This window comes from Actinacidiphila glaucinigra, assembly GCF_900188405.1.
In the GTDB taxonomy this organism is placed as follows: Bacteria; Actinomycetota; Actinomycetes; order Streptomycetales; family Streptomycetaceae; genus Actinacidiphila; species Actinacidiphila glaucinigra.
Genome location: NZ_FZOF01000007.1, coordinates 320,619 through 340,856, shown reverse-complemented (window position 1 = coordinate 340,856; position 20,238 = coordinate 320,619). Strand labels below are relative to the sequence as shown.

Below are 20,238 nucleotides of genomic sequence, written 5' to 3'. Positions count from 1 at the left end.
CACACCGCCGTGGGACCGCCGCGAGGCGATCAGCCGCGGAACATCAGCACGATCACGCCCAGCACCACGCCGAGGACGACCGCGGCGACGCCGTTGCCGGCCCGGTGGGCCCGCACGCTCGGAAGGTGGCGGTCCAGCGCGTAGCGGCCGGGCCCGACGACGGCCAGCACGACGGCCAGCGCGGCGATGAGGAGTTCGTACTCCACCCCTGTCGGGGCGAAGAACCCGCCGCCCCGCTTCACGGCGACGGCGTTGACCATGACGCCGACCACCGCCGCCCCGGCCAGCGGGGTCAGCAGCCCGAGGGCCAGGCCCACGCCCCCGAGCACCTCGCTGAGCCCGGCCATCACGGCCATCGCCTTGCCCGCCGGGTAGCCCGCGGAGGTGAAGACGCGTCCGGCGCCGTCGAGGCCCACCCCGGAGAACCAGCCGAACAGCTTCTGCGCTCCGTGGCCCGCCATCGTCAGCCCGAGCACCAGCCGCAGGAGCAGCAGCGCGGCGTCGTGGACGTACGGGGGAACGGCGTGCTCGGCGATGGCGTGGGAGCCGGAGCGGGACAGTGTGCCGAGGGGGGAAGCGGACATGTCTGAGGCCCTTCGTGGGGATGCCGTGTGCGGCCTGCGAGCCGGACGTCGCGACGGTCGGCTCACCGCACGGCCGATCACGCCTGCAGCGTGACGCGCTGCGGGGCCGTCCGGCGCGCGGCACGCCGGACGTTAGGTCCATGGGGGTCGGATGCCGTGCCACCGATGGCCCCGTCCCGGCCCTGGCAGGATCGCCGGGTGACCACCCTGTTCCTGATGGTCGGCCTGCCCGCGGCCGGCAAGACCACCGTGGCCCGGCGGCTCGCCGCGGAGCACGCCGCTCTGCGCCTGACGCCGGACGAGTGGATGATCCCGCTGTTCGGCACGTCGGAGACGGACGGCAGGCGCGACGCGCTAGAGGGGCTGCTGCTGCGGCTCGCGCTGGAGGCGCTGGCGCTCGGGACGAACGCCGTCCTGGACTTCGGGTGCTGGTCGCGTGACGAGAGGTCGGCCATCCGCCGTCTGGCCGAGTCCGCGGGCGGGACCTGTCGGCTCGTGTACGTGCCGGTGGACCACGCGACCCAGTCGGCCCGGGTCGCCCGGCGCCAGGCCACCACTCCGGAGCGGACCTTCCCGATGAGCGAGGCGGACCTGCTGCGGTGGCGTGCGTTGTTCGAGGAGCCGGACGCCGCCGAGCTCGCCGGAGGGGACGTGGGCGGCCCTCCCGGCGGGTGGCCGGGCTGGCGGGAGTGGGCCGAGGACCGGTGGCCGTCGCTCGGGTGACGGACGCCCGTGCCGCACCGACGGCGCCGCCCGACCGTGCGCGGGCACGCATCGCCTGCGCCGTTCGGGTGGCGGCCGGCCCGCCACGGCGTACGACGCGGGCGAATCGGGCGATGTGGAGCGCGGGGCGGACGGACGGGCGGTTAGCCTGAGCCGGCCAGAAGCCCGGTCGGCGTCGGGAGCAGCACGTGGCAAGGCTGGGAACGTGGACGTGGGCGGGAGGACGGAGCCGCCTGCTGCCGGTCGTCCTGCTGTTCTGCGCCGTGCTGATCGACCTGGTCACCCCACGCACCGTCAGCGCCGCCGCCCTCTACGCGGCCGCGCCCCTGGCGGCCGCTCCCCTGCTGTCGCTGCGCGGCACGATCCTCACCGGGGTGAGCGCGTTCGTCCTCGACTGGGCCATGTTCCGGTACTTCGGCTACCGGGAGAGCGCGGTCGCCCTCAGCGAGCTGTTCATGGTCGCTACGGTGACCGCGGTCGCGGCCCTCCTCAACCGGCTCCTGTACCACCGCAAGAAGCGGTTCGAGTCCGTTCGCGACATCGCCGCCGCCGTCCAGCGCGCCGTCCTGCCGACGCCGCCGGAGCGGATCGGCCCGCTGCGCTTCGCCGCGCGCTACGAGGCCGCGCAGACGGACGCGCGGATCGGCGGGGACCTCTACGCCGTGGTCGACACCCCGTTCGGCGTCCGTTGCGTCGTCGGCGACGTACGCGGCAAGGGTATGGGGGCGGTCAGGGCCGTCTCCGTGGGCATCGGGACCTTCCGCGAGGCGGCACTGCAGGAGCCCAGCCTGACCGGCCTCGTGCGGCGACTTGAGCGGGCCGTCACCCTCGAGGCCCGGCAGTCGGGAGGCCCGGCCGAACTCGAGGGGTTCGTCACGGGTGTGCTCGCGGAGTTCCCCCGGCGGGGGAACGAGGTCCGGCTCCTCAACCGCGGCCACCCGCCGCCGCTGCTCCTCGTGGGCGACACCGTGCGCTACGTCGAGCCCGCGCGGCCGGGCCTGCCGCTGGGCCTTGCCGCCCTCGGCGACGTACCGGACGGCGTCGACACGGTGCCGTTCCCCGAAGGGGCCAGTCTGCTGCTCTACACGGACGGCCTCACCGAGGCCCGCGACGCGTCGGGCGCCTTCTACGATCCCGTCGCCGAATGCGCGGGCCGCCGCCACCCCGGCCCGGACGCCCTCGTGGACGCCGTGCTCGCCGGCCACCACCGGCACACCGGCGGCCGGCGAACCGACGACACGGCGCTCCTCGCCGTCACACACGCCTCCGGGGCCGACCGGATCCCGGACACCTGAGATGGCTACCCTTGGCCCACACCGAGTCGAGGGGGCCATGGAACACGTCGTCGTCGAACGGCAGGACAGGGGAGTCCACCGGCACGACCCCAGTGCCTACCTGGCCGTTCTGCCGGACCTCCGGGAGTCGTTGCCTCCGGGCGCGCGGGCGTTCGCCTGCGACCCGGGCCACTACGATTTCCAGGCACCGCGATGCGTAAAGGACCTGAAGCTCGCCGCACTCCCCCCGGCCCTGCCCGCGGCGTCGGCCGGGTTCGAACTCCGCCTCCTGTGCTGCCGGGGCGAGCAGGAGCACGGCCTCACGCTGCGCTACACGGGCGTGTCCGAGGTCGACGTGACCACGGACGACGGCGGCCCCTTCGACCTCGGCGACGTCAACAGCCTCCGCCTGGACGAGATCCTGCCGCACCCGGCGGGCTGCACGCACGAACTCCGTTTCACCACGGCGACGATCCGGGTGACCTGCGCCGATATCGTGGCCGACTGGGATCCGGATCCGGCTCCCGGCGCGGACTGACGCGGGAGCCCCCGGGGGGCACCGTGGGATCACTCCGTGGGCGTGCGTCCGTCGCCGTCCGCTGCCCGTCCGGTGGTCACGCCTCCGCGTCCGCCGCCGGGACCGACGTGGCGAGGTCCAGCGCCGCGCGTGCCTTGACGGCCGCCTCGTCGCCCGACAGGTCCTCGGCGGCCTCGTAGTGGTCGTAGTACGTGCCCGCGTCCTCGGCCTTCGCGGCCTTGGCCCAGAGCGGGCGGGCCGCGGCGATCTCCGCGTCGATGGCGGCCACGTGCTGCTTCACGGCGGCCGGCCACTCGTGCGCACGCAGGATGCGCGCCTCCTCGTCGAGGGCGGCCGTGACGTCCTCGGCCCACTGCTTGTACGCGTCCAGATCGTCCTCGACGTACTCCGCCTCCGGAGCCTCCGCCTTGGCGTCGTCGAAGGTGTTGACCGCCTTCAGGTAGGCGACCTGGTGCTCGTCGAGCGTGGTCTCGTCCTGCCGCAGCGAACCCTTGAGGGGGCCCTCGTCCTTGCCGAACATGCAGCTCACCTCGCGGTCGCCCCACACCCAGCTCTCGCTGCTGGGCGCGAAGTAGTACACCTCGACGTCCTTCGGGAACGCCCAGGTGTCCATGGCGTAGGCACTGGTCAGTTTCCAGCAACGGCTCTCCGCCGTCCGCGAGATCGAGTCGTCGCCCGGGTAGCCGTCGTCGGGAAGCTCGAAGACGCCGAACACCTCGGCGGTGTGCGTCCGCGCGCAGGGCACGGTGGCCATATTGGCGATCCGGTCCTCCAGATCGTCATGGGGCGTGTCGACGCAATCGCCCTTGTGGAGGGAGAAGGCGCTGTCGCCGTCGCGCAACCCCACGGGGAGGGTGTCCTCGGCGCCCTTGTCGGACTGGAACGCGCCGCCGGCCGCCATGACGGCCAGGTAGAGCGTGCCCAGGGCGGAGAGCACCAGACCGGTGACGGCGAAGCCCTTGCCGCGGTCGCCCGTCCTCTTGATGCGGGACAACGCGACGGCACCCAGTACGACGCCGACCACGGGCAGACCGCACAACAGCCCGGCCACCAGGGCCGCCACCGCGATCTTGTCCAGCGGCGGCCGCGGGGGTGCGGGCGGCGGCGCGGGGTACGGCGAGTCCACGAAGACGTGCTCCTCAGAGGGTTTCGGACGAACGGTTGCGCGAATATATCCGATCTTCCCGAACGGACGTCCTGTACGGCCGGGCCCGGAGATGCCAGCATGATCCGGACGATCGGGAACCACACACGGGGGTTGATGTGTTCCATCGCGTACGGCGGCATGCCCTGGCGGGCTGTGTCGCGTCCGTCCTCGTACTGAGCGGCTGCACGGCAGGCTCCACGGCGGACTCCGGAGGGCTCGAACGGCGGGGCACGGCGGCGCCGGCCACGGCGTCCTCCCCCTCCCCCTCCGCCTCCCCCTCCACCGAGGCCTGGCAGGACCCCTCGGAAGACCTGGACGACGCCACGGTGTGGCTGTCGACGGGACGCCGCCGCGGCGGACTGGAGCGGGCCCTGCCCGCGAAGCCCGCGGGCGGGACGGTCTACGTGGCGACGCGGTGCCAGGGCGAGGGCACGCTCACGGTCGACGCGGGCCGCTACGGCACGTACACGGAGCACTGCTCCGACCGGCCGGACGGCAGCCTCAACGGCGCCGCGATGCGGACCCGCGAGGCCGCCAACCGGCTCAAGGTCACCGCGAGCCCCGGCGTCACTTGGGCGGTCGCGGTCGGCTGGGACAGCTACGCCCAGCAGCCGCCGGAGTGACGGCCTCGCCGCCGGCTACCCCACGGGGCCGAGGTGGCCCTCGAGAACGGTCACCGTGATCGGCGGGCGGTCCCAGAGGGCGAGGATCTCGTTGGCCAAGTCCACGATGCGGAGCGGGTGCTGGGTGCCGTGCACCTCGATGGCCGCGGCCAGCAGGCCGCGCGGGACGGCCCCGGCGTCCAGGAGGACGCGCCACTGCTCCGGGCCGAGTTCCAGGTACTCCAGTCCGGTCAGCTTGGCGATCTCCAGAGGGTCGGCGAGCGTGCCGGGGTAGGCCGTGAGGGCCCGCAGGCGGGGCAGTCCGACGACCGGGGCGAGGCTGAGCGGCTCGCCCTCCCAGACGCCGATGTGCAGGACCTCGAGTTCGGGGTGCGCGGCGGCCTGGACGCTCGCCAGGCTGCGGATGTTGACCCAGGCCACGGCCGCGGACTCGTCGGCCCGGCGTCTGCGGACGTGGCTCGGGCCCCGATGGGCGACCATGTCGGTGAGGGAGTCGGCGAGCAGCGCGGCGCCGATGTTCTCCTCGTGGCTGAGCATGACGATCTGTCCCATGTGTCCACGCGGGCCGGGCGTCAGGTCGACCGCGATCCGGTCGCCGCCCCCGTTGTCGCCGAAGGCGATCCAGCCGGGCGAGCCGACCACTCCCTGCACGGCGGCGTCGGGCGGGGTGACCACTGCCTCGGTCGCCGCGAACTCCCAAGGACACGGGCGTGCGGCCGCGTCGGCGACGTAGATCTCGTCGAGGGACAGCAATTCGCAGCCGACCGCCCCGAAGACCCGCTCCGCCGCCTCGTAGTCGTCGCCCCAGTCCGCCCAGTGCGCGCGCGTCACCCGGTACAGCGCCTTGAGCTCGTCGGGCAAGGCGAGGCCCAGGCGCCGTTCGGCGGCGGCGATCTCCGCCTCGGTGGCGCCGATGGCGTCGGGGATCCGCTCGCGGAGCGTCCGTTCCAGCCACGCCGGATCGGCCGTCGGGGACGGCACCGCCCCCGGCGCCGGTTCGGGAAGGCGGCGCCAGGGCTCCGGGACCGCGCCCTCGACCAGGACGAGCGCACCCGGGTGCGCGTTGCCGATCCCGGGTTCCACGGCGGCGCTGGGACCGTGCAGATGGAGGACGGCCCTCCCGTCCGGTTCGATCTCGGCGGTGAACGCGATGTCGTCCGCACCGATGCCCGACAGAGCGCCCTGCACCCGCCGCACCGCGTCGAACTCGTCCTGCATGTCCTCGGCCTGCAGGGCCCGCCCCGGCGACGGGAACCTCTGCGGCATCGGCACACTCCAGGAGCCGAAGCCGATCCGTCCCGCCACGTGGCCGCCGGGTGCGGCAAGGCTCTCCGCGTTGCCGGCCCGCAGGACCCGCAGCAGGGGCTCCCAGGTCTCGAAGTCGTGGATCGAGGGCAACTGCGGCCTCCGGGGGCTCTGGTGATCGCGGCGAACGTGATGACCGGCCCGATGCTAGGCGCCACCACCGACACCGACCGCCCCGCCTCGGTGCCCCGCGCGGATCACCGGCCGACTCCAACAGCGGGTTGCGCCGCCGCGGTCGTCCGCCCGGACGGCGGAGGACCGGCGTGTCGGACGGGGTCACTAGTCTCAAGCGCCGTGGGCATTCAGATCGATGCAGTGGTGGATTGTCCGATCAACGATGAGATGGAGAGGGTGCTCGCGTTGGCCGAGACGGTCGGCGAACCCGTCACCGTCACGTTCATGTGGGAGGGGCGCGAAAGGGCGGAGCGCGCCGTGCTGGTACCCGCGGCCACGCTGGCACTCTGGGAGCACTGGGCCCCCACCGCCTTCCCGACGAATGGCGCAGGCGAAGAGAGCCCGACCGCGGCGGAGGAGCCGGAACTGGCCCACCCGGCGGAATTCGGCGCGTTCACGCTCTTTCGTCGTCGCGTGGGAGGACGCACGGCGGTTGCTCGCGATGGTGTGGTGGTCGCCGAGCTGCTGGACCCCGACGAGGCGCGATGGCTCCGGGAAGCGGCCCGCAATGTCCGCCAGGGCTTCATGGATCCGAAGCAGAAGGCGGCGTTCGAGGAGTTCCTCGCCCGGCAGGCATCCCCCGGTGATCAGTGACGCGCCGGCTAGTCCTTCGTGGCGGTGCGACCGGACTCCGGACTCCGGGCTCCGGTCCGGTTCGTGCGGTGCGGTGCGGTGCGGCAACGCTCGGCCCGGAGCCCGACCGGGCGCGAGCGAAGCCTTCACTGGCGCTGGGTCAGGCGCAGGGCGCGAAGTTCTTCGCCGGGCTGTCGGGGGCGGGTGCGGTGAGGCGGACGCCGAGGAGGCGGCTTGCGGAGTTCACCTTCACCTCCAGCGACGTCACCGCCGTCATGCGGTCGTCGCGGTAGGGGTACGTGACGGTCCAGGTCTCGCCCGTGCCGTCGTCGGCGCGGTCCACCGCGGGCCGCTTCGTGTCGGCGGTGGGATAGTGCGCGGCCACATAGCGGCCGGCGGTCCGTTCGGCGGCCGCCTCGTCACGGACGGGCCCGGCGGACCCAGGGATCGGCTTCCCGAGGGCGGCGGCCTCCGTCCGAGGCCCCATCGACACGTCGACCTGGAACCCGTCCGGATCGGGCCAGCGCATGGAGGCGACCCCGTTCGGCTCCAGTTCGGCCCACACCACCTCGTTCACACCGTCGACCCCGCACGGCCTGTTGTCCGAGACACTGCCGATCGTCACGTCGTCGCCCAGCGCCTTGCGGATCGCCTGCCCGATCACCGCCTGCTGCTCCGCGGACGCCTGCCTGCTCGGCTCGGCGTGGTCGACCACGCGCACGTCGACGACGGTCGACACCACGCAGGCGACGGCGACGAATCCCGCCCCGGTCGCGGCCAGCAGCCCGCGGTGCCGCGTCGGCCAGGGCGAGAGCCCCGAAGCGCCGAGGCGGAGGGACAGGACCCCGACGCCCACGCCCGCGACGGCGCCCGTGACATTGGTGACGAAGTCGCTGGTGTCGCAGTAGCGGCCGATGACCGGCAGGCACGCCTGGACGGTCTCGATGCCGCCGGCCAGGAGGACGGACAGCAGCACAGGCGGCAGGGGACGCCGGGCCGCGCGTACTCCGAGGAATCCGATCGGCACGAACAGCGCGACGTTCATCCAGCCCTGGGTCGTCCCGAACGACTCCAACACGTCCTTGCTCACGATGCACTTGACCGCCCCTGTGCCTACGGGTCTTAGCCAGAGGGTCAGGAACAGCGTGGCCGTCGTCGTGGCCGCCCAGGCCGCGTAGGTCCACGGCCGGTCGGAACGGCCGCGCAGGGCGGTCGCGACGATCCCCAGCACCGCGGCGGAGACGAGGGCGACGAGAAGGAGGTACAACACGTGCCCTCCGAAGACGAGAGCGATCAATGTCGTGCCTTTCGAGCGTGCGGGGACCAGCCGACGGCGCGCGGATCGCGACGCGTCGGCGATCACCCTGGCGCCCGCACGTCATGGGTCCTGGCTCAACTCATGACCAAGCTGTAACAGGCCGTCCCCGCCGCTCCGAAGATCGCCACGACCCGCTCGCCCACCGGCTCCGGCCCGGAGCTCGGGCCCTGCGGCCCGACGCCGTCCCCTACGGCTGCGGTGTGGTCCCGGTCGCCGCCGGAAAGCCCAACGTGTCCAGCAGATCGCCGAAGAGCTCCTCCACGAAGGTCTCCTCCGAGCTCAGCAACTCCTCGATCCGGGACTGCGACGCCGCGGCCGGGACACCCGCCGCCGCGGCCCAGGCGAGCGCACCCGCGGCGTCGGAAGGCACCTGCGCGTCGAGTCCCGCGCGTGTGCGGCCCACGGCCTCGTGGAACTCGGGTGTGTCCACCCAGTAGATCACCTCGTCCACGTCCTCGGGTTCCTCGGTGAGGAGTGCCGCGGCAACGTGCAGGTTGAGCCATGCCTGCCAACGCCGCCCGTCGGTGCCCAGCCCTGTCACCAGAGCGAGGCTGCTGTCCGACACCTGCGCGACGCAGGCCGGTGCACCGGTCCATTCGACGAGGGCGGGCAGATCGTCGTCCTCCCATATGTCGGAGCTGAACTGGAGGGTCTGCCAACCGCCTTCCCGCGGCCACCACGTATGAACGGCGTCCTTCAGCTCCCGGTCGATGCCGTCGAACACGGGCGCTTCCAGCAGCGGACGCTTGCCGCGGGCAAAGACCCACCGACACGGCTGGGCGGCTGCCCCGCGAGCGGCAGGCGGGCGACGCCGGCCCGAACTCCACTCCGTGCTGCGGGCCACGGCGACAGCGGCAACAACGCACCGCGCAACTGCGCCCAGGGACCGCCCTACCGTCTGCGCTGAGGCGGACCGACGGGCAACGGACCGCCGCGCGGCGGCGCTCGTCGTCACATGCCGGAAACATACGCGGCGGTGATACGCCAGTAAGGTCCCCGCATGCTGCTTTTCCACTTCACGCGGCCGGGGCTGTGGCCGCTGATTTCGGCAGACGCGGAGATCAGGGCGACCTGGCCGGAGGGGCTGGACGACGTACCGGAACTGGCACGGGCCGTGCACCTGACCACCGATCCGAGCCCGGGGTCGCTGCCCGGGCCCTTCCGCGACCGCACGGTGCGGATCACGGTGGAGGTTCCGGCGCCGGAGGCGCGGCGGTGGCATGCCTGGGCGGGTACGAGGCTGCCCGCCGGGTCCGCGGAGGCGCTGGCGGCCACCGGCTTCGACGGGCGTCCGGACGAGTGGTTCGTGCTGGAGCGGGCGATCCCGTCGGCCGAGTGGGTGTCGGTGATCGACCTGGGCGTGATGCAGCCGCTCTGGCCGCGTGCGTGACCGCGCCGGCGCCCCCGGCACGCACCCCCGTCACCAGGTCGTCGGGCCGGCGCCGCGCCACTCGACGAGGTCGCTGTCGTACAGGTCGCCCAGGCGCATGCGGAGCCCGGCGCGGCGGACGAGCGCGAGGACGTCGCGGGGGCTGTAGGCGAGGCCGAGGATCCTGCCGTCGCACCGTACGCGGCGGCCGCCACTGCCCGACGGCGGGTAGACGATCACTCGGCATGGCACCAGCCCAGCCTGGCCCCGCCACGGCGGCGCCGCATCCTGGCGGAGTAGCCGGACGCGCGCCGCGCCCCCGCAGGGCTTACCAATGAAGGGACATCAGAGGGCCGGAGAGAGTGGCTGGGCATGCGCGTTGTCGTGGATCTCACCCGTTGCCAAGGCTATGCACAGTGCGTGTTCCTTGCGCCGGACGTGTTCCAACTGCACGGCGAGGAAGCACTGCTGTACGACCCGGCGGTGCCGGAGGACCAGTACGAACGCGTGCGCCAGGCGGCCGCGGCCTGCCCGGTGCAGGCGATCCTGGTCGGCGAGGAGGTGAGCGCCGGTGTCCGGTGACCTGAAGGAGGGCCGGATCGTCGTCGTCGGCGCGTCCCTGGCCGGTCTGCGGGCCGCGGAGGCGCTGCGCGAGAAGGGCTTCACCGGTTCGCTCACCGTCGTGGGGGACGAGCCCCACCCGCCGTACGACCGGCCGCCGCTGTCCAAGCACGTACTGCTCGGCAACGCGTCGGCGTACTCCACCGGGCTGCCGATGCGCCGTGATCCGGAGGCGGAGTGGCGGCTGGGGGTGCGCGCCACCGGACTGGATCCGGTCGGCAAGCGCGTCCTGCTGGGCGACGGTTCGTCGCTGCCGTTCGACCGGCTGCTGATCGCGACCGGGACCCGGGCGAGGCCCTGGCCCGTTCCCGAGGAGGCGGCCCTCGACGGAGTGTTCACGCTGCGCACCAGCGACGACGCCGCGCGCCTGGCCGAGCGGCTGTCGGCGGGACCGCGCCGGGTACTGGTGATCGGCGCGGGCTTCACCGGTTCGGAGATCGCCTCGGTCTGCCGCGAGCGCGGTCTGGAGGTCACGGTCACCGAACGCGGCCCCGCCCCGCTGGTGGGCGCGCTCGGCGGGACCCTGTCGAAGCTCGCGGCGGCCATGCAGCGGGCACACGGCGTGGACCTGCGCTGCGGCGTGACCGTCACCTCGCTGCGCGGCAACGGCAGGTTCACCGGCGCGGACCTGTCGGACGGCACCCGCGTCGACGCGGACGTCTGCGTCGTCGCCATGGGCGCGGTCCGCAACGTGGAGTGGCTGGCGGATTCGGGGCTGGCCGCGGATCCGCGCGGGATCGCCTGCGACGCCGGGTGCCGGGCGTTCGACATGTACGGGATCGTCACGGACGACGTCTTCGTGGCCGGTGACGTCTCGCGCTTCCCGCACCCGCTGTACGAGTACCAGTTGCTCTCCCTCGAACACTGGCGCAACGCGGTGGACCAGGCCGAGGTGGCCGCGCACAACATGATCAGCCCGGGGCCGCTGCGGCGTCCGCACCTCTCGGTCCCGACGTTCTGGTCGAGCCAGTTCGGCTACAACATCAAGTCGGTGGGCGTCCCCACCTTCTCCGACGAGGTGGTCATCGCCCAGGGCTCGCTGGAGGCGCGCCGCCTGGTGATGGTCTACGGCTACCGCGGCCGGGTGACCGCGGCGGTCACGGTCAACATGGCCAAGTCGCTGGACTACTACGAGCGCCTCATCGAGTCCGCGGCCCCGTTCCCGCCCCCGCCGGGGGCGGCGGACCGGCGTGCGGCGGCCGAGGTCCCGCTCCCCTCCGACGTGCCGGACCCGAGCAGGCTCTCGCACGGTCCCACCGTCGCGCTCACCGGGTACCTGCCGGACCGGCGGCTGGTCCTGGCGAAGCCCACCGGGTGACCCGCCCCCGCCCTTCCACGAGGAGCCACCACGCATGACCGCCGAGACCCTGCTGGAACGGATCACCGACTACGCCAGCCGCCCCGACCCGTACCCCCTCTACGCGGAGCTCCGCGAGGCCGGGCCCGTGGTGCGGCAGACGGACGGCAGCTACCTGGTCGGCACCTACCACGAGATCGTGGGCCTGCTCCACGACCCGAGGCTCAGCGCGGACCCCCGCAACCGCACCACCCCGGCCCCCGCGGCGTCGGAGGAGACCCAGCACCTGCCGTTCCTGCGGCTCGACGACCCCGAGCACCACCGGCTGCGCACGCTGGCCATGCGCCCGTTCGGCCCGCCGCACAGCCCCGGGCGGGTCGACGCCATGCGGGGCGAGATCACCCGGTTCACGGGGGAGCTGGTGGACGGGCTGCGGGGCCGCGACCACGTCGACATCGTCGACGACCTCGCCTACCCGCTGCCGGTCACGGTCATCTGCCGGCTGCTGGGGGTCCCGCGCGAGGACGAGCCCCGGTTCCGGGAGTGGACGGACCTGCTGGTCGCCTCCGCCGACATCAGCCCGGGCGAGGACACCGCCGCGCGGGCCGAGGCGGGCCGCGAGGCCCGGATGCAGATGGGGGCGTACCTGCTCGGTCTGGCGGAGCAGCGCCGCGGCCGGCCCACCGGCGACATGCTCTCGGACTTCGTCAACGAACCGGATCCGCAGCTGCGGCTCACCGGGGAGGAACTGGCGATGACCGCGATCCTGCTCCTCATCGCGGGGCACGAGACCACGGTCAACCTGATCACCAACGGCGTGCTGACGCTGCTGCGCCACCCCGACAAGCTGGAACGGCTCCGCCGTGAACCGGAGCTGCTGCCGGAGACGGTGGAGGAACTGCTGCGGTACGAGCCGCCGGTGCACCTGCGCGAGCGCATCCCGCTCGCGGACGTGGAGATCGCGGGGACCGTCATCCCGAAGGGGACGTCCGTGATCCTGGCGCTCGCCTCGGGCAGCCGCGACCCGCTGCGGTTCCAGGACCCCGAACGGTTCGACCCCGCCCGCAAGGACAACGAGCACTTCGGCTTCGGCAGCGGCATCCACCTCTGCTACGGCGCGCCGCTGGCGCGCATCGAGGCGCAGGCGGCGCTCGGCGCGCTCCTCCCCGGCCTCGGCACGGCGACCCTGCTGCAGGACCCGCCGCCCTACCGGCGCAACGCGATGCTGCGCGGTCCCCGTCACCTCCTCGTCGGGTTCTGAGGCCTCGACCGGCGAGCGGCAAGAGGAGGCCGGGTCCACGGGGAGCCCGATCGGTGGGTGAGGTGACGCTCCGGTCGGCGTCTGGAACGCTGTGGGCGTGGATGCCTCGCAACTCACCACCGAGGACCATGCGTCCGCCGATCGGGCCCAGCAGCTTCTGGCCGGCCGGTTCCATGGCGCTCCGAGCCTCTACGTCCAGATGAGGTCCTGGAAGTACTTCGTGGTCGGTGTCGAGGAGGGCTACGACACCACGTGGGTCTTCGAGTACCTCAGCGACATCGACTGCCGCGACTGGTTGCACGAGGCCTTGCCGATCCTCACCCCGGCGATGCGGATGTTCTGCCGGGAGCGGCTGGAGCCGTTGGACGCCCGGTACCGAGCCGCGACGGGGCCGGTGAAGCCGCTCGACGCGCAGGCCGGTCCGCGGCCGGAGCGGGAACGGTGGTGGCGCGACCGCTATCCGCTGCTGATCGACCACGACGAGAACGTGGAGCTGCCGGCGGACTGGTCACCGGCGCCCCGCCGGATCACCTGAGGACCACCGCACTCCGGCCCCCCGGTCGCCTCACTCCGCCGTGGTGCGGTGGCGGGCGCGGAAGGCGGCGGCCTTGACGCGGTTGCCGCAGGTGCGCATCGCGCACCACTCGCGGCGGCGGCCCCGGGAGTGGTCGAGGTAGACCTGGGTGCACTCGGGGCGGGCGCACTCGCGCAGCAGTGTTCCCTCGTCGCCGCCGATGATCTCGACCGCCTCGCGGGCGAGGGCGGCCAGGCCCTGTGCCGCGGAGCCGGAGCGGCTCGTGCCGCCGGGGGCGAGCTGGGTCACGACGGGGGCCTGTGCCGCGTGCCGGTTGACCGCGGCGACCGCTTCGGCGGGCAGGGGTGCGCCGTCGAGCCGCGCCTCGACCAGGGTGTAGATCGACTCCCTCAGCTCCAGGGCCGCCTCGAGGTCCGACGTGCCGGCGCCGGGCTCGCTGTCGAGCATCCGGGACTCGACGAACCAGGAGTCCAGGAGCCCGGGCGTGGCGAGCTTCTCCGTGGGCACCGCGTTGCGTCGTGCGCGCAGCGTGCCCAGGAAGTCGAGGGCGAGCGTCCCGCAGGGGAAGGCATGGTTCACATCACCATCCTAACCGGTGACCTGCGATACGTCACTGTCTTGACAGGTGATTTCCATCCGTGCCAAAGTCGTCACCGTTCAGAACGGTTACTTTTGATGTGGGGGACGCCGCAATGGCTGTCGTACGTTTTCACCTGACCTCCTCGCTCAGCCCGGCCGAGGCGCTGGCGGTGCTCACCGACTTCGGTCCCGCACGGGCCAGGAACTGGCCCACCATCGACGCCGAGCACCTCACGGTCCACGCCATCGGCGACACCTGGGCCGAGGTGACCGAGGGCACCGCGTCCGCATGGGAGCGGGCGCGCTACGACTGGGACGCCGAGAAGGGGCGGGTCGTCATCGCCACGCACGACTCGAAGGTCTTCGGGCCCGGCGGCGGATGGGTCTTCCAGCTGACCCCGGAGGGGGACGGCACCCGGGTCGACGTGGAACTCACCCGCACGCCCGGCACGCTCAAGGGCAAGGTGCTCGCGACGCTGCTCCCCGTCGCCGCCGGATCCCTGCGCAAGTCCTACCGGGCGCCCTTCAAGGCCGTCTGACCCGCCGGGGCCGGCGCCCGCGCGCCGGCCCCGGACGCACCGCCGCCGTGCGGCTCCGTGGCCCGATTCCGCCCCTCGAACTCACTGTCGAGATCCGACTACTGTCCGTACACTGACATGTTGCAGGCATGCGGGCAGTGCTGACGGGGGGAGCCGCCATGTCCGAGCAACCGCACGGGGGCACGTACGGATACGGCTACGGATTCGCCGTTCCACCCATGCCCTCCACCCCGCCACCCGCGCCGCCGGACGGGCTGCGGGCGGCGGCGGTCGGGCTGCTCAACCTCAGCAGCCTCGGCCTCGGTTACGCCCTGACCCGGCGCTGGACGTACATGGTGGCGTGCTGGTTGGCGACCGGCGTCCTGCTGCTGGTGGCGCTGCCCGCGGACCCGGACGGCGTGCCCATGGGCCTGGTCGTCGTCTACCTGGTCCTCCTGCTGGCCGCGGGCGTCCACGGCGCCGTGGTCGGCCTGCGCACCCGGCTGGTGTGGCCCACCGGCTCTCCCCTGGCGATCGCCCTCGGCCTGGTGCTGCTGGCGGTGCCCGCCGGCGGCGTCGTGCTGTACGACATGGCCCGCGCCGAGGCCAACGAGCAGGCGCTCCTCGACCGGCTCGACCAGGCCGACCGGCTGGTGCGGGCGGGCGGGAGCAGACCCTTCGGCGTGGCCGAATCCGACTACCGCAAGGCCCTGCGCGAGTACCGGGAGATCAGATCCGGCCACCCGGACTCCCGGGCCGCCGCCCGGGTGCCCGACCGGCTGAAGACCTACTACACGACCGTCGGCGCCGCCTACGAGCAGCAGGACTACTGCACGGCGATCCCGGCGCTGACGTACCTGCGCACGGTCCCCGCCACCATGGGCAGGCAGGCGCTCGGCACGCTCGCCGCATGGCCCGACGACCGCCTGGCCACCTCCCTCTACGAGTGCGGTGCGCAGCGGCTGGGCGGCGAGGACGCCGACTGGACGGGCAACTTCGGCGAACTCCTGCGCACCTTCGCCGACTCGGAGCAGGCCGCGAAGGTCGCACCCGCCGTCGACTCGGCCGTGGACAAGGCCGCGAAGGGCGTGCACGGCTCCGATCCCTGCGCCGCCGTCGACCGGCTGCGCACCCTCGGCACCCAGGCCGGCGGCCTGAACGCCGGGACCGGGGACGCCGCCGAGGCCGTCGCCGCCTCCGCCGCCCGGGCCGGCAGGAGCGCCGACTCCGGGGTGTACGCCTGCGGGGTCGACCAGTACAAGGAGGGCGACTTCGGCGAGGCGCGGGAGACGATGAACAAGTACGTCGCCGACAACAAGAGCGCCGGGAACCGGGCACTGGCCAAGAAGTTCGCCATCGCGGCGGAGGTCGCGGACGAGATCCCCTCGGCGGGCAAGCGGCTGCCCACCCTGGCCTCCGGCGGCAGCATCTCGGTCACGATCAAGAACGACAGCCCCAACCCGATCACGGTGCTCTACACCGGGCCGGTGACCGGCAGCCTCACGCTCAAGGCCTGCCGCGGCTGCACCTCGTACTCCCTCCTGACGCCCTCGCTTGCGGGCTTCAAGCCCTGCCAGGACAGCAGCAGGAACTACCCCCAGCGCACCATCCGGCTGCCCGTCGGCACCACGTACTTCGTGCACAAGTCGACGTCGTCCGACGGGTCGAGCCCGGCGTCGGACACGGCCAGGCTCCAGTCCGGCTACATCTACACCGAGTGCGCCTACACGACGAAGTCCCTCGGCTTCTGACCGCTGCCGCGCGACGGCGCCCGCGCCGGCGTCGTCGTCAGTCCGGACCGCCGCCCCCTCCGCCGCAGCCGAAGCCGCCGCCGGAGTGGTCGGCGGAGTGGCCGCCGTGGCCCGCGCCGCCGTCGGTGCCGTAACCCGAGCCGTCCTCGGGGTAGTCGGCGCGCCAGCGCAGGAACTCGTGCCGGCCGAACGGGAACAGGCCCTCGTCCGCGACCGCTCCCCGGCCGATCAGCCCGGCCTCGGCCGTGAACGCCGGCACGAGCGCGGTCAGCGCGGGGTCGCCGTAGAGGGCGACGGCGAGCAGGATGTCCTGCTCCGCGAGGCCCGCGCGGTGCTCGGGCATCGGCGTGTTCCGCCGCAGGTCGGCGACGTACCGGCGGGCGCCCCGGGTCGGGCTGGCGCGCACCAGGCGCAGCAGCCCCGCCCCGGCCAGCTCCGCCCGCATCCGCGACAGCGCCCTGCGCACGACCGCGCGGCCGAGCAGTTCCCTGATCCCCGCCGGGCGGTACAGCCCGACGCGAACCGCCTTCTCCAGCGGATGGCGGTGCGGCGGCGGGTCCGCCTGCTCCGGGGAGGGCTCCCGGCGCAGGGTGCCCGGCCGGCCGGACTCCACGGCGCCACGCAGGTGCAGCGCCACCACGGCCACCGTCAGGGCGGCTCTGGGGCCGCCGCGCAGCATCGCGATCTCGTGCGGTTCCAGCCGGACCGCCGTCGCCTCGTCCATGGCCTCTCCCCCCGTGCCTCTGCCGGGTACGTGCCCACCGCCTGGGGTGGTCGAAGCCTTCCGGGCCGGGGTTCAGAGGCCGATTTGAGACTGCCGTAGCGGGCGTACGGCCGGTGGTGTAGGTGCGGGCGGTCCGTTCAGGACCGGCCGGGGCCGGTCAGGCGGGTGCGGAGGGTGGCGGCGAAGTCCTCGGCGCGGGACAGCTGCACGCGCAGCTCCTCGATCTTGCGGGCGGCGTCCTGTTCGTAGGCGCGCACACGGTCCAGCAGCGCCTGCCGGTCGTCGCCCGCGGGCGGGTCCGCGGCGTCGAGGCGGTCGATGGCCTCGAGCAGGTCGCGCATCTGGTCCAGGCTGAAGCCGAGCGGCTTCATCCGGCGGATCACCATGAGCCGGGCGACGTCGGTCTCGGTGTAGAGGCGGAATCCGCCCTGGGAGCGGGCGGACGGCGTGACCAGGCCGGTCTCCTCGTAGTGCCGGATGGTGCGCAGGGACAGCCCGGTCCGCGCGGCGACCTCGCCGATCTGCATGTGCCTGCCGTCCACGTCCGTGGCCCTGCCCCTTCTCCGCCGGCCGGCGGAGCATCGTCCGCGCCCTCACCGATCCCTACCCTAACGTCAGGGTAGAGTTGCCGGTGCGGGCCCGGTGGGTCCGCACACTGCCGTGTCGGGGCCGACGACGCCCCCGGCGAGATCTCGAACCGTGCGGGAGACGAACGTGGGCGTGTCCGTGGTGCCGGGCGCCGCCGTCTGCCCGCCCTGACGGTCCGGTGAGGCGAGCGCGGTCACGCGTACGTGCCGCCGGTCGTCCGTAGTCCCGGCCGCCCGCGGGTGCCGTCCCGGCCCCCGCGCCCTTCCCGTACTCCCCCACCACCCACGGGGGCGTGCCCGAGCACGACAGGTTCCCCGTTCCCTTGTCCTCTTCCGCCGCTGCCGCCGCGCCCTCCCCCGCCGCACGACTGCGCGCCCTGCGCCCCGACTGGCTCGCCGACCCGAAGGTGTGGCGCACCGAGGTGCTGGCCGGCCTGGTGGTCGCCCTCGCGCTGATCCCCGAGGCCATCTCGTTCTCGATCATCGCCGGGGTCGACCCGGCGATCGGGCTGTTCGCCTCCTTCACCATGGCGGTGACCATCTCCGTCGTCGGCGGACGCCGCGCCATGATCTCGGCCGCGACCGGGGCCGTGGCCCTGGTCATCGGGCCCCTCAACCGCGAGCACGGACTCGGCTACCTCGTCGCCGCCGTCATCCTCGCCGGGCTCTTCCAGATCGTCCTGGGAGCGCTCGGGGTCGCCAAGCTCATGCGCTTCGTGCCGCGCTCGGTCATGGTCGGCTTCGTCAACGCCCTCGCCGTCCTGATCTTCGTGGCGCAGGTCCCGGAGATGCACGACGTGCCGTGGCCGGTCTACCCGCTCATCGCCGCGGGCCTGGCGCTCATGGTGTTCTTCCCGAAGGTCACCAAGGTCGTCCCGGCACCGCTGGTGTCCATCGTGACCCTGACCGTCCTCACGGTCGCCGCCGGGATCGCGGTGCCGACCGTGGGCGACAAGGGCGCCCTGCCGTCCTCGCTGCCGGTGCCCGGCCTGCCCGACGTCCCGTTCACCATGGACACCCTCACCACCATCGCCCCCTACGCGCTGGCGATGGCGCTGGTCGGGCTGATGGAGTCGCTGATGACGGCCAAGCTCGTCGACGACATCACCGACACCCGCTCCTCCAAGACCCGCGAGTCCATCGGACAGGGCATCGCCAACATCGTCACGGGATTCTTCGGCGGCATGGGCGGCTGCGCCATGATCGGCCAGACGATGATCAACGTGAAGGTCTCCGGCGCCCGTACCCGGCTGTCCACCTTCCTCGCCGGCGCGTTCCTGATGGTGCTGTGCATCGTCTTCGGCCCGGTCGTCTCCGACATCCCGATGGCCGCGCTGGTCGCGGTGATGGTCATGGTCTCCTTCGCCACGTTCGACTGGCACTCCATCGCGCCGAAGACGCTGCGGCGGATGCCGGCCGGGGAGATCGCCGTCATGGCCGTCACCGTCGTGGTCGTCGTGGCCACCTCCAACCTGGCGATCGGTGTGGTGGTCGGCTCCCTGACCGCGATGGTCGTCTTCGCCAGGAGGGTCGCCCACCTCGCGGACGTCACCGCCGTCGTCGACCCCGACGGGACGACCGTCGTGTACTCCGTGACCGGAGAGCTCTTCTTCGCCTCCTCCAACGACCTGGTCGGCCGTTTCCGTTACGCCACCGACCCGGACCGGGTCGTCATCGACCTGTCCGCCGCGCACATCTGGGACGCGTCCTCCGTCGCCGCGCTGGACGCCGTCGAGACGAAGTACGCCCAGCGCGGCAAGACCGTCGAGATCGTCGGCCTCAACCGGCCCAGCGCCGCCCTCCACGGCAGGCTCACCGGCGAACTCACCGGCCACTGAAGCCACCGGCTGTTTCGGTTGATACAGGGAGGGACCGCCGGGGCCGATGATGCGCGGGTAAGGAAATGCGCCGGGGGAATTGCCTTGGGCCTTTCCCTGCGGCAGGCTGTCGCTCCAGTCAGGCCCTGCCCTCGGCGCAACCGTACGTACTCGCGTGCGGGGCAACGGAGTTGGCGGCAGGGGCACGATCGCGTCCGGGAGGTCACCGAACGGGCCACGCTGGAAGGAAACCGTGTGAGCCGGATCTCGGTCCGGGGGATCGCGGTGGCTTCGGCCACGGCGGTCACCTCCGTGGGCGCCGTCGTCGGTGTCGCCACGAGCAGCCAGGCGAGCGTGCAGCCCGTCGCCGCCACCGACTCCACCACCGTCCTCGCGGACATACCCGCCGGCCAGCAGGTCCAGCAGGCGTCCCTGACCCAGCAGGTGAAGGCGCAGTCCGACGCCGCCGACACCGGCACCAGGAAGGCCGCCGAGCAGGCCGCCCGCAAGCAGGCCGGCAAGGACGCCACCGCCCGCATGGCCGCGGAGGCGAAGGCCGAGGCCGACCGCAAGGCCGAGGCGGCCGCCCGCGCCGCGCTGGTCGTGAAGGCCTCGTACACCGTCGCCGAGGTCCAGGCCATGGCGCAGGCGCTCATCGGCGACGCGTCGCAGTACCAGTGCTTCTCCAACATCGTCACCCACGAGAGCGGCTGGAACTACACGGCGACGAACTCCTCCTCGGGCGCCTACGGTCTCGTCCAGGCCCTGCCCGGCTCCAAGATGGCCTCCGCAGGCGCCGACTGGCGCACCAACCCCGGCACCCAGATCAAGTGGGGCCTGAAGTACATGGACAGCCGCTACGGCAGTCCCTGCGGAGCCTGGTCGTTCTGGCAGGCCAACAACTGGTACTAGCGCCGGCC

General features: G+C 73.0%; 23 protein-coding genes. 14 read left to right on the top strand and 9 right to left on the bottom strand.

Going from position 1 to position 20,238, the window contains the following annotated elements; all coding sequences use genetic code 11:
* Positions 1-29 precede the first annotated feature (29 nt).
* Positions 30-584 (bottom strand): DoxX family protein, encoded by a 555-nt coding sequence (locus CHF15_RS17585; RefSeq protein WP_179279841.1) that lies wholly within the window; start codon positions 582-584, stop codon positions 30-32.
* Positions 585-782: 198 nt separating this feature from the next.
* Here CHF15_RS17585 and CHF15_RS17580 point away from each other — a divergent pair, with 198 nt between their 5' ends.
* The 3 genes from CHF15_RS17580 to CHF15_RS17570 all read left to right on the top strand — a co-directional run bounded on the left by CHF15_RS17580 (position 783) and on the right by CHF15_RS17570 (position 3,119).
* A complete protein-coding gene (locus CHF15_RS17580) occupies positions 783-1,307 on the top strand; it encodes an AAA family ATPase (protein ID WP_089224750.1) in 525 nt (174 codons plus the stop codon).
* 188 nt (positions 1,308-1,495) lie between these two features.
* The gene (locus CHF15_RS17575; RefSeq protein WP_089224749.1) at positions 1,496-2,602 is read left to right on the top strand and encodes a PP2C family protein-serine/threonine phosphatase; all 1,107 of its coding nucleotides are present in this window, start codon (positions 1,496-1,498) and stop codon (positions 2,600-2,602) included.
* A 37-nt stretch (positions 2,603-2,639) separates the two neighbouring features.
* On the top strand, positions 2,640-3,119 hold the full coding sequence (locus CHF15_RS17570; RefSeq protein WP_089224748.1) for a hypothetical protein: 480 nt from the start codon (positions 2,640-2,642) through the stop codon (positions 3,117-3,119).
* A 76-nt stretch (positions 3,120-3,195) separates the two neighbouring features.
* Here CHF15_RS17570 and CHF15_RS17565 read toward each other — a convergent pair whose 3' ends face one another.
* Positions 3,196-4,245, bottom strand: coding sequence for a DUF4190 domain-containing protein (locus CHF15_RS17565; RefSeq protein WP_089224747.1), 1,050 nt, complete (start codon positions 4,243-4,245; stop codon positions 3,196-3,198).
* Positions 4,246-4,382: 137 nt separating this feature from the next.
* Between CHF15_RS17565 and CHF15_RS17560 the strand changes: the two genes are divergently transcribed.
* On the top strand, positions 4,383-4,889 hold the full coding sequence (locus CHF15_RS17560; protein ID WP_089224746.1) for a hypothetical protein: 507 nt from the start codon (positions 4,383-4,385) through the stop codon (positions 4,887-4,889).
* Between the two features lie 15 nt (positions 4,890-4,904).
* On the opposite strand, the gene CHF15_RS17555 is transcribed toward CHF15_RS17560, so the two are convergent.
* Positions 4,905-6,287 carry an SMI1/KNR4 family protein gene (locus tag CHF15_RS17555; RefSeq protein ID WP_089224745.1) on the bottom strand — a complete coding sequence of 461 codons (1,383 nt, stop codon included), beginning with the start codon at positions 6,285-6,287 and terminating at the stop codon, positions 4,905-4,907.
* 201 nt (positions 6,288-6,488) lie between these two features.
* On the opposite strand from CHF15_RS17555, the gene CHF15_RS17550 reads away from it, so the two are divergent.
* Positions 6,489-6,962: a hypothetical protein gene (locus CHF15_RS17550; RefSeq protein WP_089224744.1), complete on the top strand. Its 474-nt coding sequence runs from the start codon at positions 6,489-6,491 to the stop codon at positions 6,960-6,962.
* Between the two features lie 139 nt (positions 6,963-7,101).
* Here the strand turns inward: CHF15_RS17550 and CHF15_RS17545 are convergent, their stop codons facing one another.
* On the bottom strand, positions 7,102-8,211 hold the full coding sequence (locus CHF15_RS17545; RefSeq protein ID WP_143681579.1) for a VanZ family protein: 1,110 nt from the start codon (positions 8,209-8,211) through the stop codon (positions 7,102-7,104).
* Between the two features lie 235 nt (positions 8,212-8,446).
* Positions 8,447-8,983: a hypothetical protein gene (locus tag CHF15_RS17540; protein ID WP_089224742.1), complete on the bottom strand. Its 537-nt coding sequence runs from the start codon at positions 8,981-8,983 to the stop codon at positions 8,447-8,449.
* Positions 8,984-9,259: 276 nt separating this feature from the next.
* Here CHF15_RS17540 and CHF15_RS17535 point away from each other — a divergent pair, with 276 nt between their 5' ends.
* Positions 9,260-9,649 carry a hypothetical protein gene (locus CHF15_RS17535; protein ID WP_089224741.1) on the top strand — a complete coding sequence of 130 codons (390 nt, stop codon included), beginning with the start codon at positions 9,260-9,262 and terminating at the stop codon, positions 9,647-9,649.
* Between the two features lie 30 nt (positions 9,650-9,679).
* Here the strand turns inward: CHF15_RS17535 and CHF15_RS17530 are convergent, their stop codons facing one another.
* On the bottom strand, positions 9,680-9,880 hold the full coding sequence (locus CHF15_RS17530; protein ID WP_106435009.1) for a hypothetical protein: 201 nt from the start codon (positions 9,878-9,880) through the stop codon (positions 9,680-9,682).
* 120 nt (positions 9,881-10,000) lie between these two features.
* On the opposite strand from CHF15_RS17530, the gene CHF15_RS17525 reads away from it, so the two are divergent.
* The 4 genes from CHF15_RS17525 to CHF15_RS44920 all read left to right on the top strand — a co-directional run bounded on the left by CHF15_RS17525 (position 10,001) and on the right by CHF15_RS44920 (position 13,342).
* Positions 10,001-10,210, top strand: a complete 210-nt coding sequence (locus CHF15_RS17525; protein WP_089224740.1) for a ferredoxin — start codon at positions 10,001-10,003, stop codon at positions 10,208-10,210.
* Positions 10,200-11,567 (top strand): NAD(P)/FAD-dependent oxidoreductase, encoded by a 1,368-nt coding sequence (locus CHF15_RS17520; protein ID WP_089224739.1) that lies wholly within the window; start codon positions 10,200-10,202, stop codon positions 11,565-11,567. The genes CHF15_RS17525 and CHF15_RS17520 overlap by 11 nt, the downstream gene beginning before the upstream one ends.
* Positions 11,568-11,601: 34 nt before the next feature.
* A complete protein-coding gene (locus CHF15_RS17515) occupies positions 11,602-12,807 on the top strand; it encodes a cytochrome P450 (protein WP_089224738.1) in 1,206 nt (401 codons plus the stop codon).
* Between the two features lie 97 nt (positions 12,808-12,904).
* On the top strand, positions 12,905-13,342 hold the full coding sequence (locus CHF15_RS44920; protein WP_179279840.1) for a hypothetical protein: 438 nt from the start codon (positions 12,905-12,907) through the stop codon (positions 13,340-13,342).
* Between the two features lie 30 nt (positions 13,343-13,372).
* Here the strand turns inward: CHF15_RS44920 and CHF15_RS17505 are convergent, their stop codons facing one another.
* Complete coding sequence (locus CHF15_RS17505) at positions 13,373-13,921, bottom strand: CGNR zinc finger domain-containing protein (RefSeq protein ID WP_089224736.1); 549 nt, start codon at positions 13,919-13,921, stop codon at positions 13,373-13,375.
* A gap of 113 nt (positions 13,922-14,034) precedes the next feature.
* Between CHF15_RS17505 and CHF15_RS17500 the strand changes: the two genes are divergently transcribed.
* Together CHF15_RS17500 and CHF15_RS17495 are read left to right on the top strand one after the other, a co-directional pair.
* Positions 14,035-14,460, top strand: a complete 426-nt coding sequence (locus CHF15_RS17500) for an SRPBCC family protein (RefSeq protein ID WP_089224735.1) — start codon at positions 14,035-14,037, stop codon at positions 14,458-14,460.
* Positions 14,461-14,618: 158 nt separating this feature from the next.
* On the top strand, positions 14,619-16,190 hold the full coding sequence (locus tag CHF15_RS17495) for a hypothetical protein (protein WP_089224734.1): 1,572 nt from the start codon (positions 14,619-14,621) through the stop codon (positions 16,188-16,190).
* Positions 16,191-16,227: 37 nt separating this feature from the next.
* Here the strand turns inward: CHF15_RS17495 and CHF15_RS17490 are convergent, their stop codons facing one another.
* The gene (locus CHF15_RS17490) at positions 16,228-16,914 is read right to left on the bottom strand and encodes a TIGR04222 domain-containing membrane protein (protein ID WP_089224733.1); all 687 of its coding nucleotides are present in this window, start codon (positions 16,912-16,914) and stop codon (positions 16,228-16,230) included.
* A 137-nt stretch (positions 16,915-17,051) separates the two neighbouring features.
* Positions 17,052-17,456, bottom strand: a complete 405-nt coding sequence (locus CHF15_RS17485) for a MerR family transcriptional regulator (RefSeq protein ID WP_089224732.1) — start codon at positions 17,454-17,456, stop codon at positions 17,052-17,054.
* Positions 17,457-17,824: 368 nt separating this feature from the next.
* On the opposite strand from CHF15_RS17485, the gene CHF15_RS17480 reads away from it, so the two are divergent.
* Entirely contained in the window at positions 17,825-19,339 is a 1,515-nt protein-coding gene (locus tag CHF15_RS17480) for a SulP family inorganic anion transporter (RefSeq protein WP_089224731.1), read from the top strand.
* Between the two features lie 234 nt (positions 19,340-19,573).
* Positions 19,574-20,230, top strand: a complete 657-nt coding sequence (locus tag CHF15_RS17475; protein ID WP_089224730.1) for an aggregation-promoting factor C-terminal-like domain-containing protein — start codon at positions 19,574-19,576, stop codon at positions 20,228-20,230.
* The last annotated feature ends 8 nt before the right edge of the window (positions 20,231-20,238 follow it).

Bases quoted from the DNA above. Each gene is read 5' to 3' on its own strand.
- CHF15_RS17500 (WP_089224735.1), top strand. From the start codon at position 14,035: ATGGCTGTCGTACGTTTTCACCTGACCTCCTCGCTCAGCCCGGCCGAG.
- CHF15_RS17525 (WP_089224740.1), top strand. From the start codon at position 10,001: ATGCGCGTTGTCGTGGATCTCACCCGTTGCCAAGGCTATGCACAGTGC.
- CHF15_RS17570 (WP_089224748.1), top strand. From the start codon at position 2,640: ATGGAACACGTCGTCGTCGAACGGCAGGACAGGGGAGTCCACCGGCAC.
- CHF15_RS17515 (WP_089224738.1), top strand. From the start codon at position 11,602: ATGACCGCCGAGACCCTGCTGGAACGGATCACCGACTACGCCAGCCGC.
- CHF15_RS17495 (WP_089224734.1), top strand. From the start codon at position 14,619: ATGTCCGAGCAACCGCACGGGGGCACGTACGGATACGGCTACGGATTC.
- CHF15_RS17490 (WP_089224733.1), bottom strand. From the start codon at position 16,914: ATGGACGAGGCGACGGCGGTCCGGCTGGAACCGCACGAGATCGCGATG.
- CHF15_RS17535 (WP_089224741.1), top strand. From the start codon at position 9,260: ATGCTGCTTTTCCACTTCACGCGGCCGGGGCTGTGGCCGCTGATTTCG.
- CHF15_RS17585 (WP_179279841.1), bottom strand. From the start codon at position 584: ATGTCCGCTTCCCCCCTCGGCACACTGTCCCGCTCCGGCTCCCACGCC.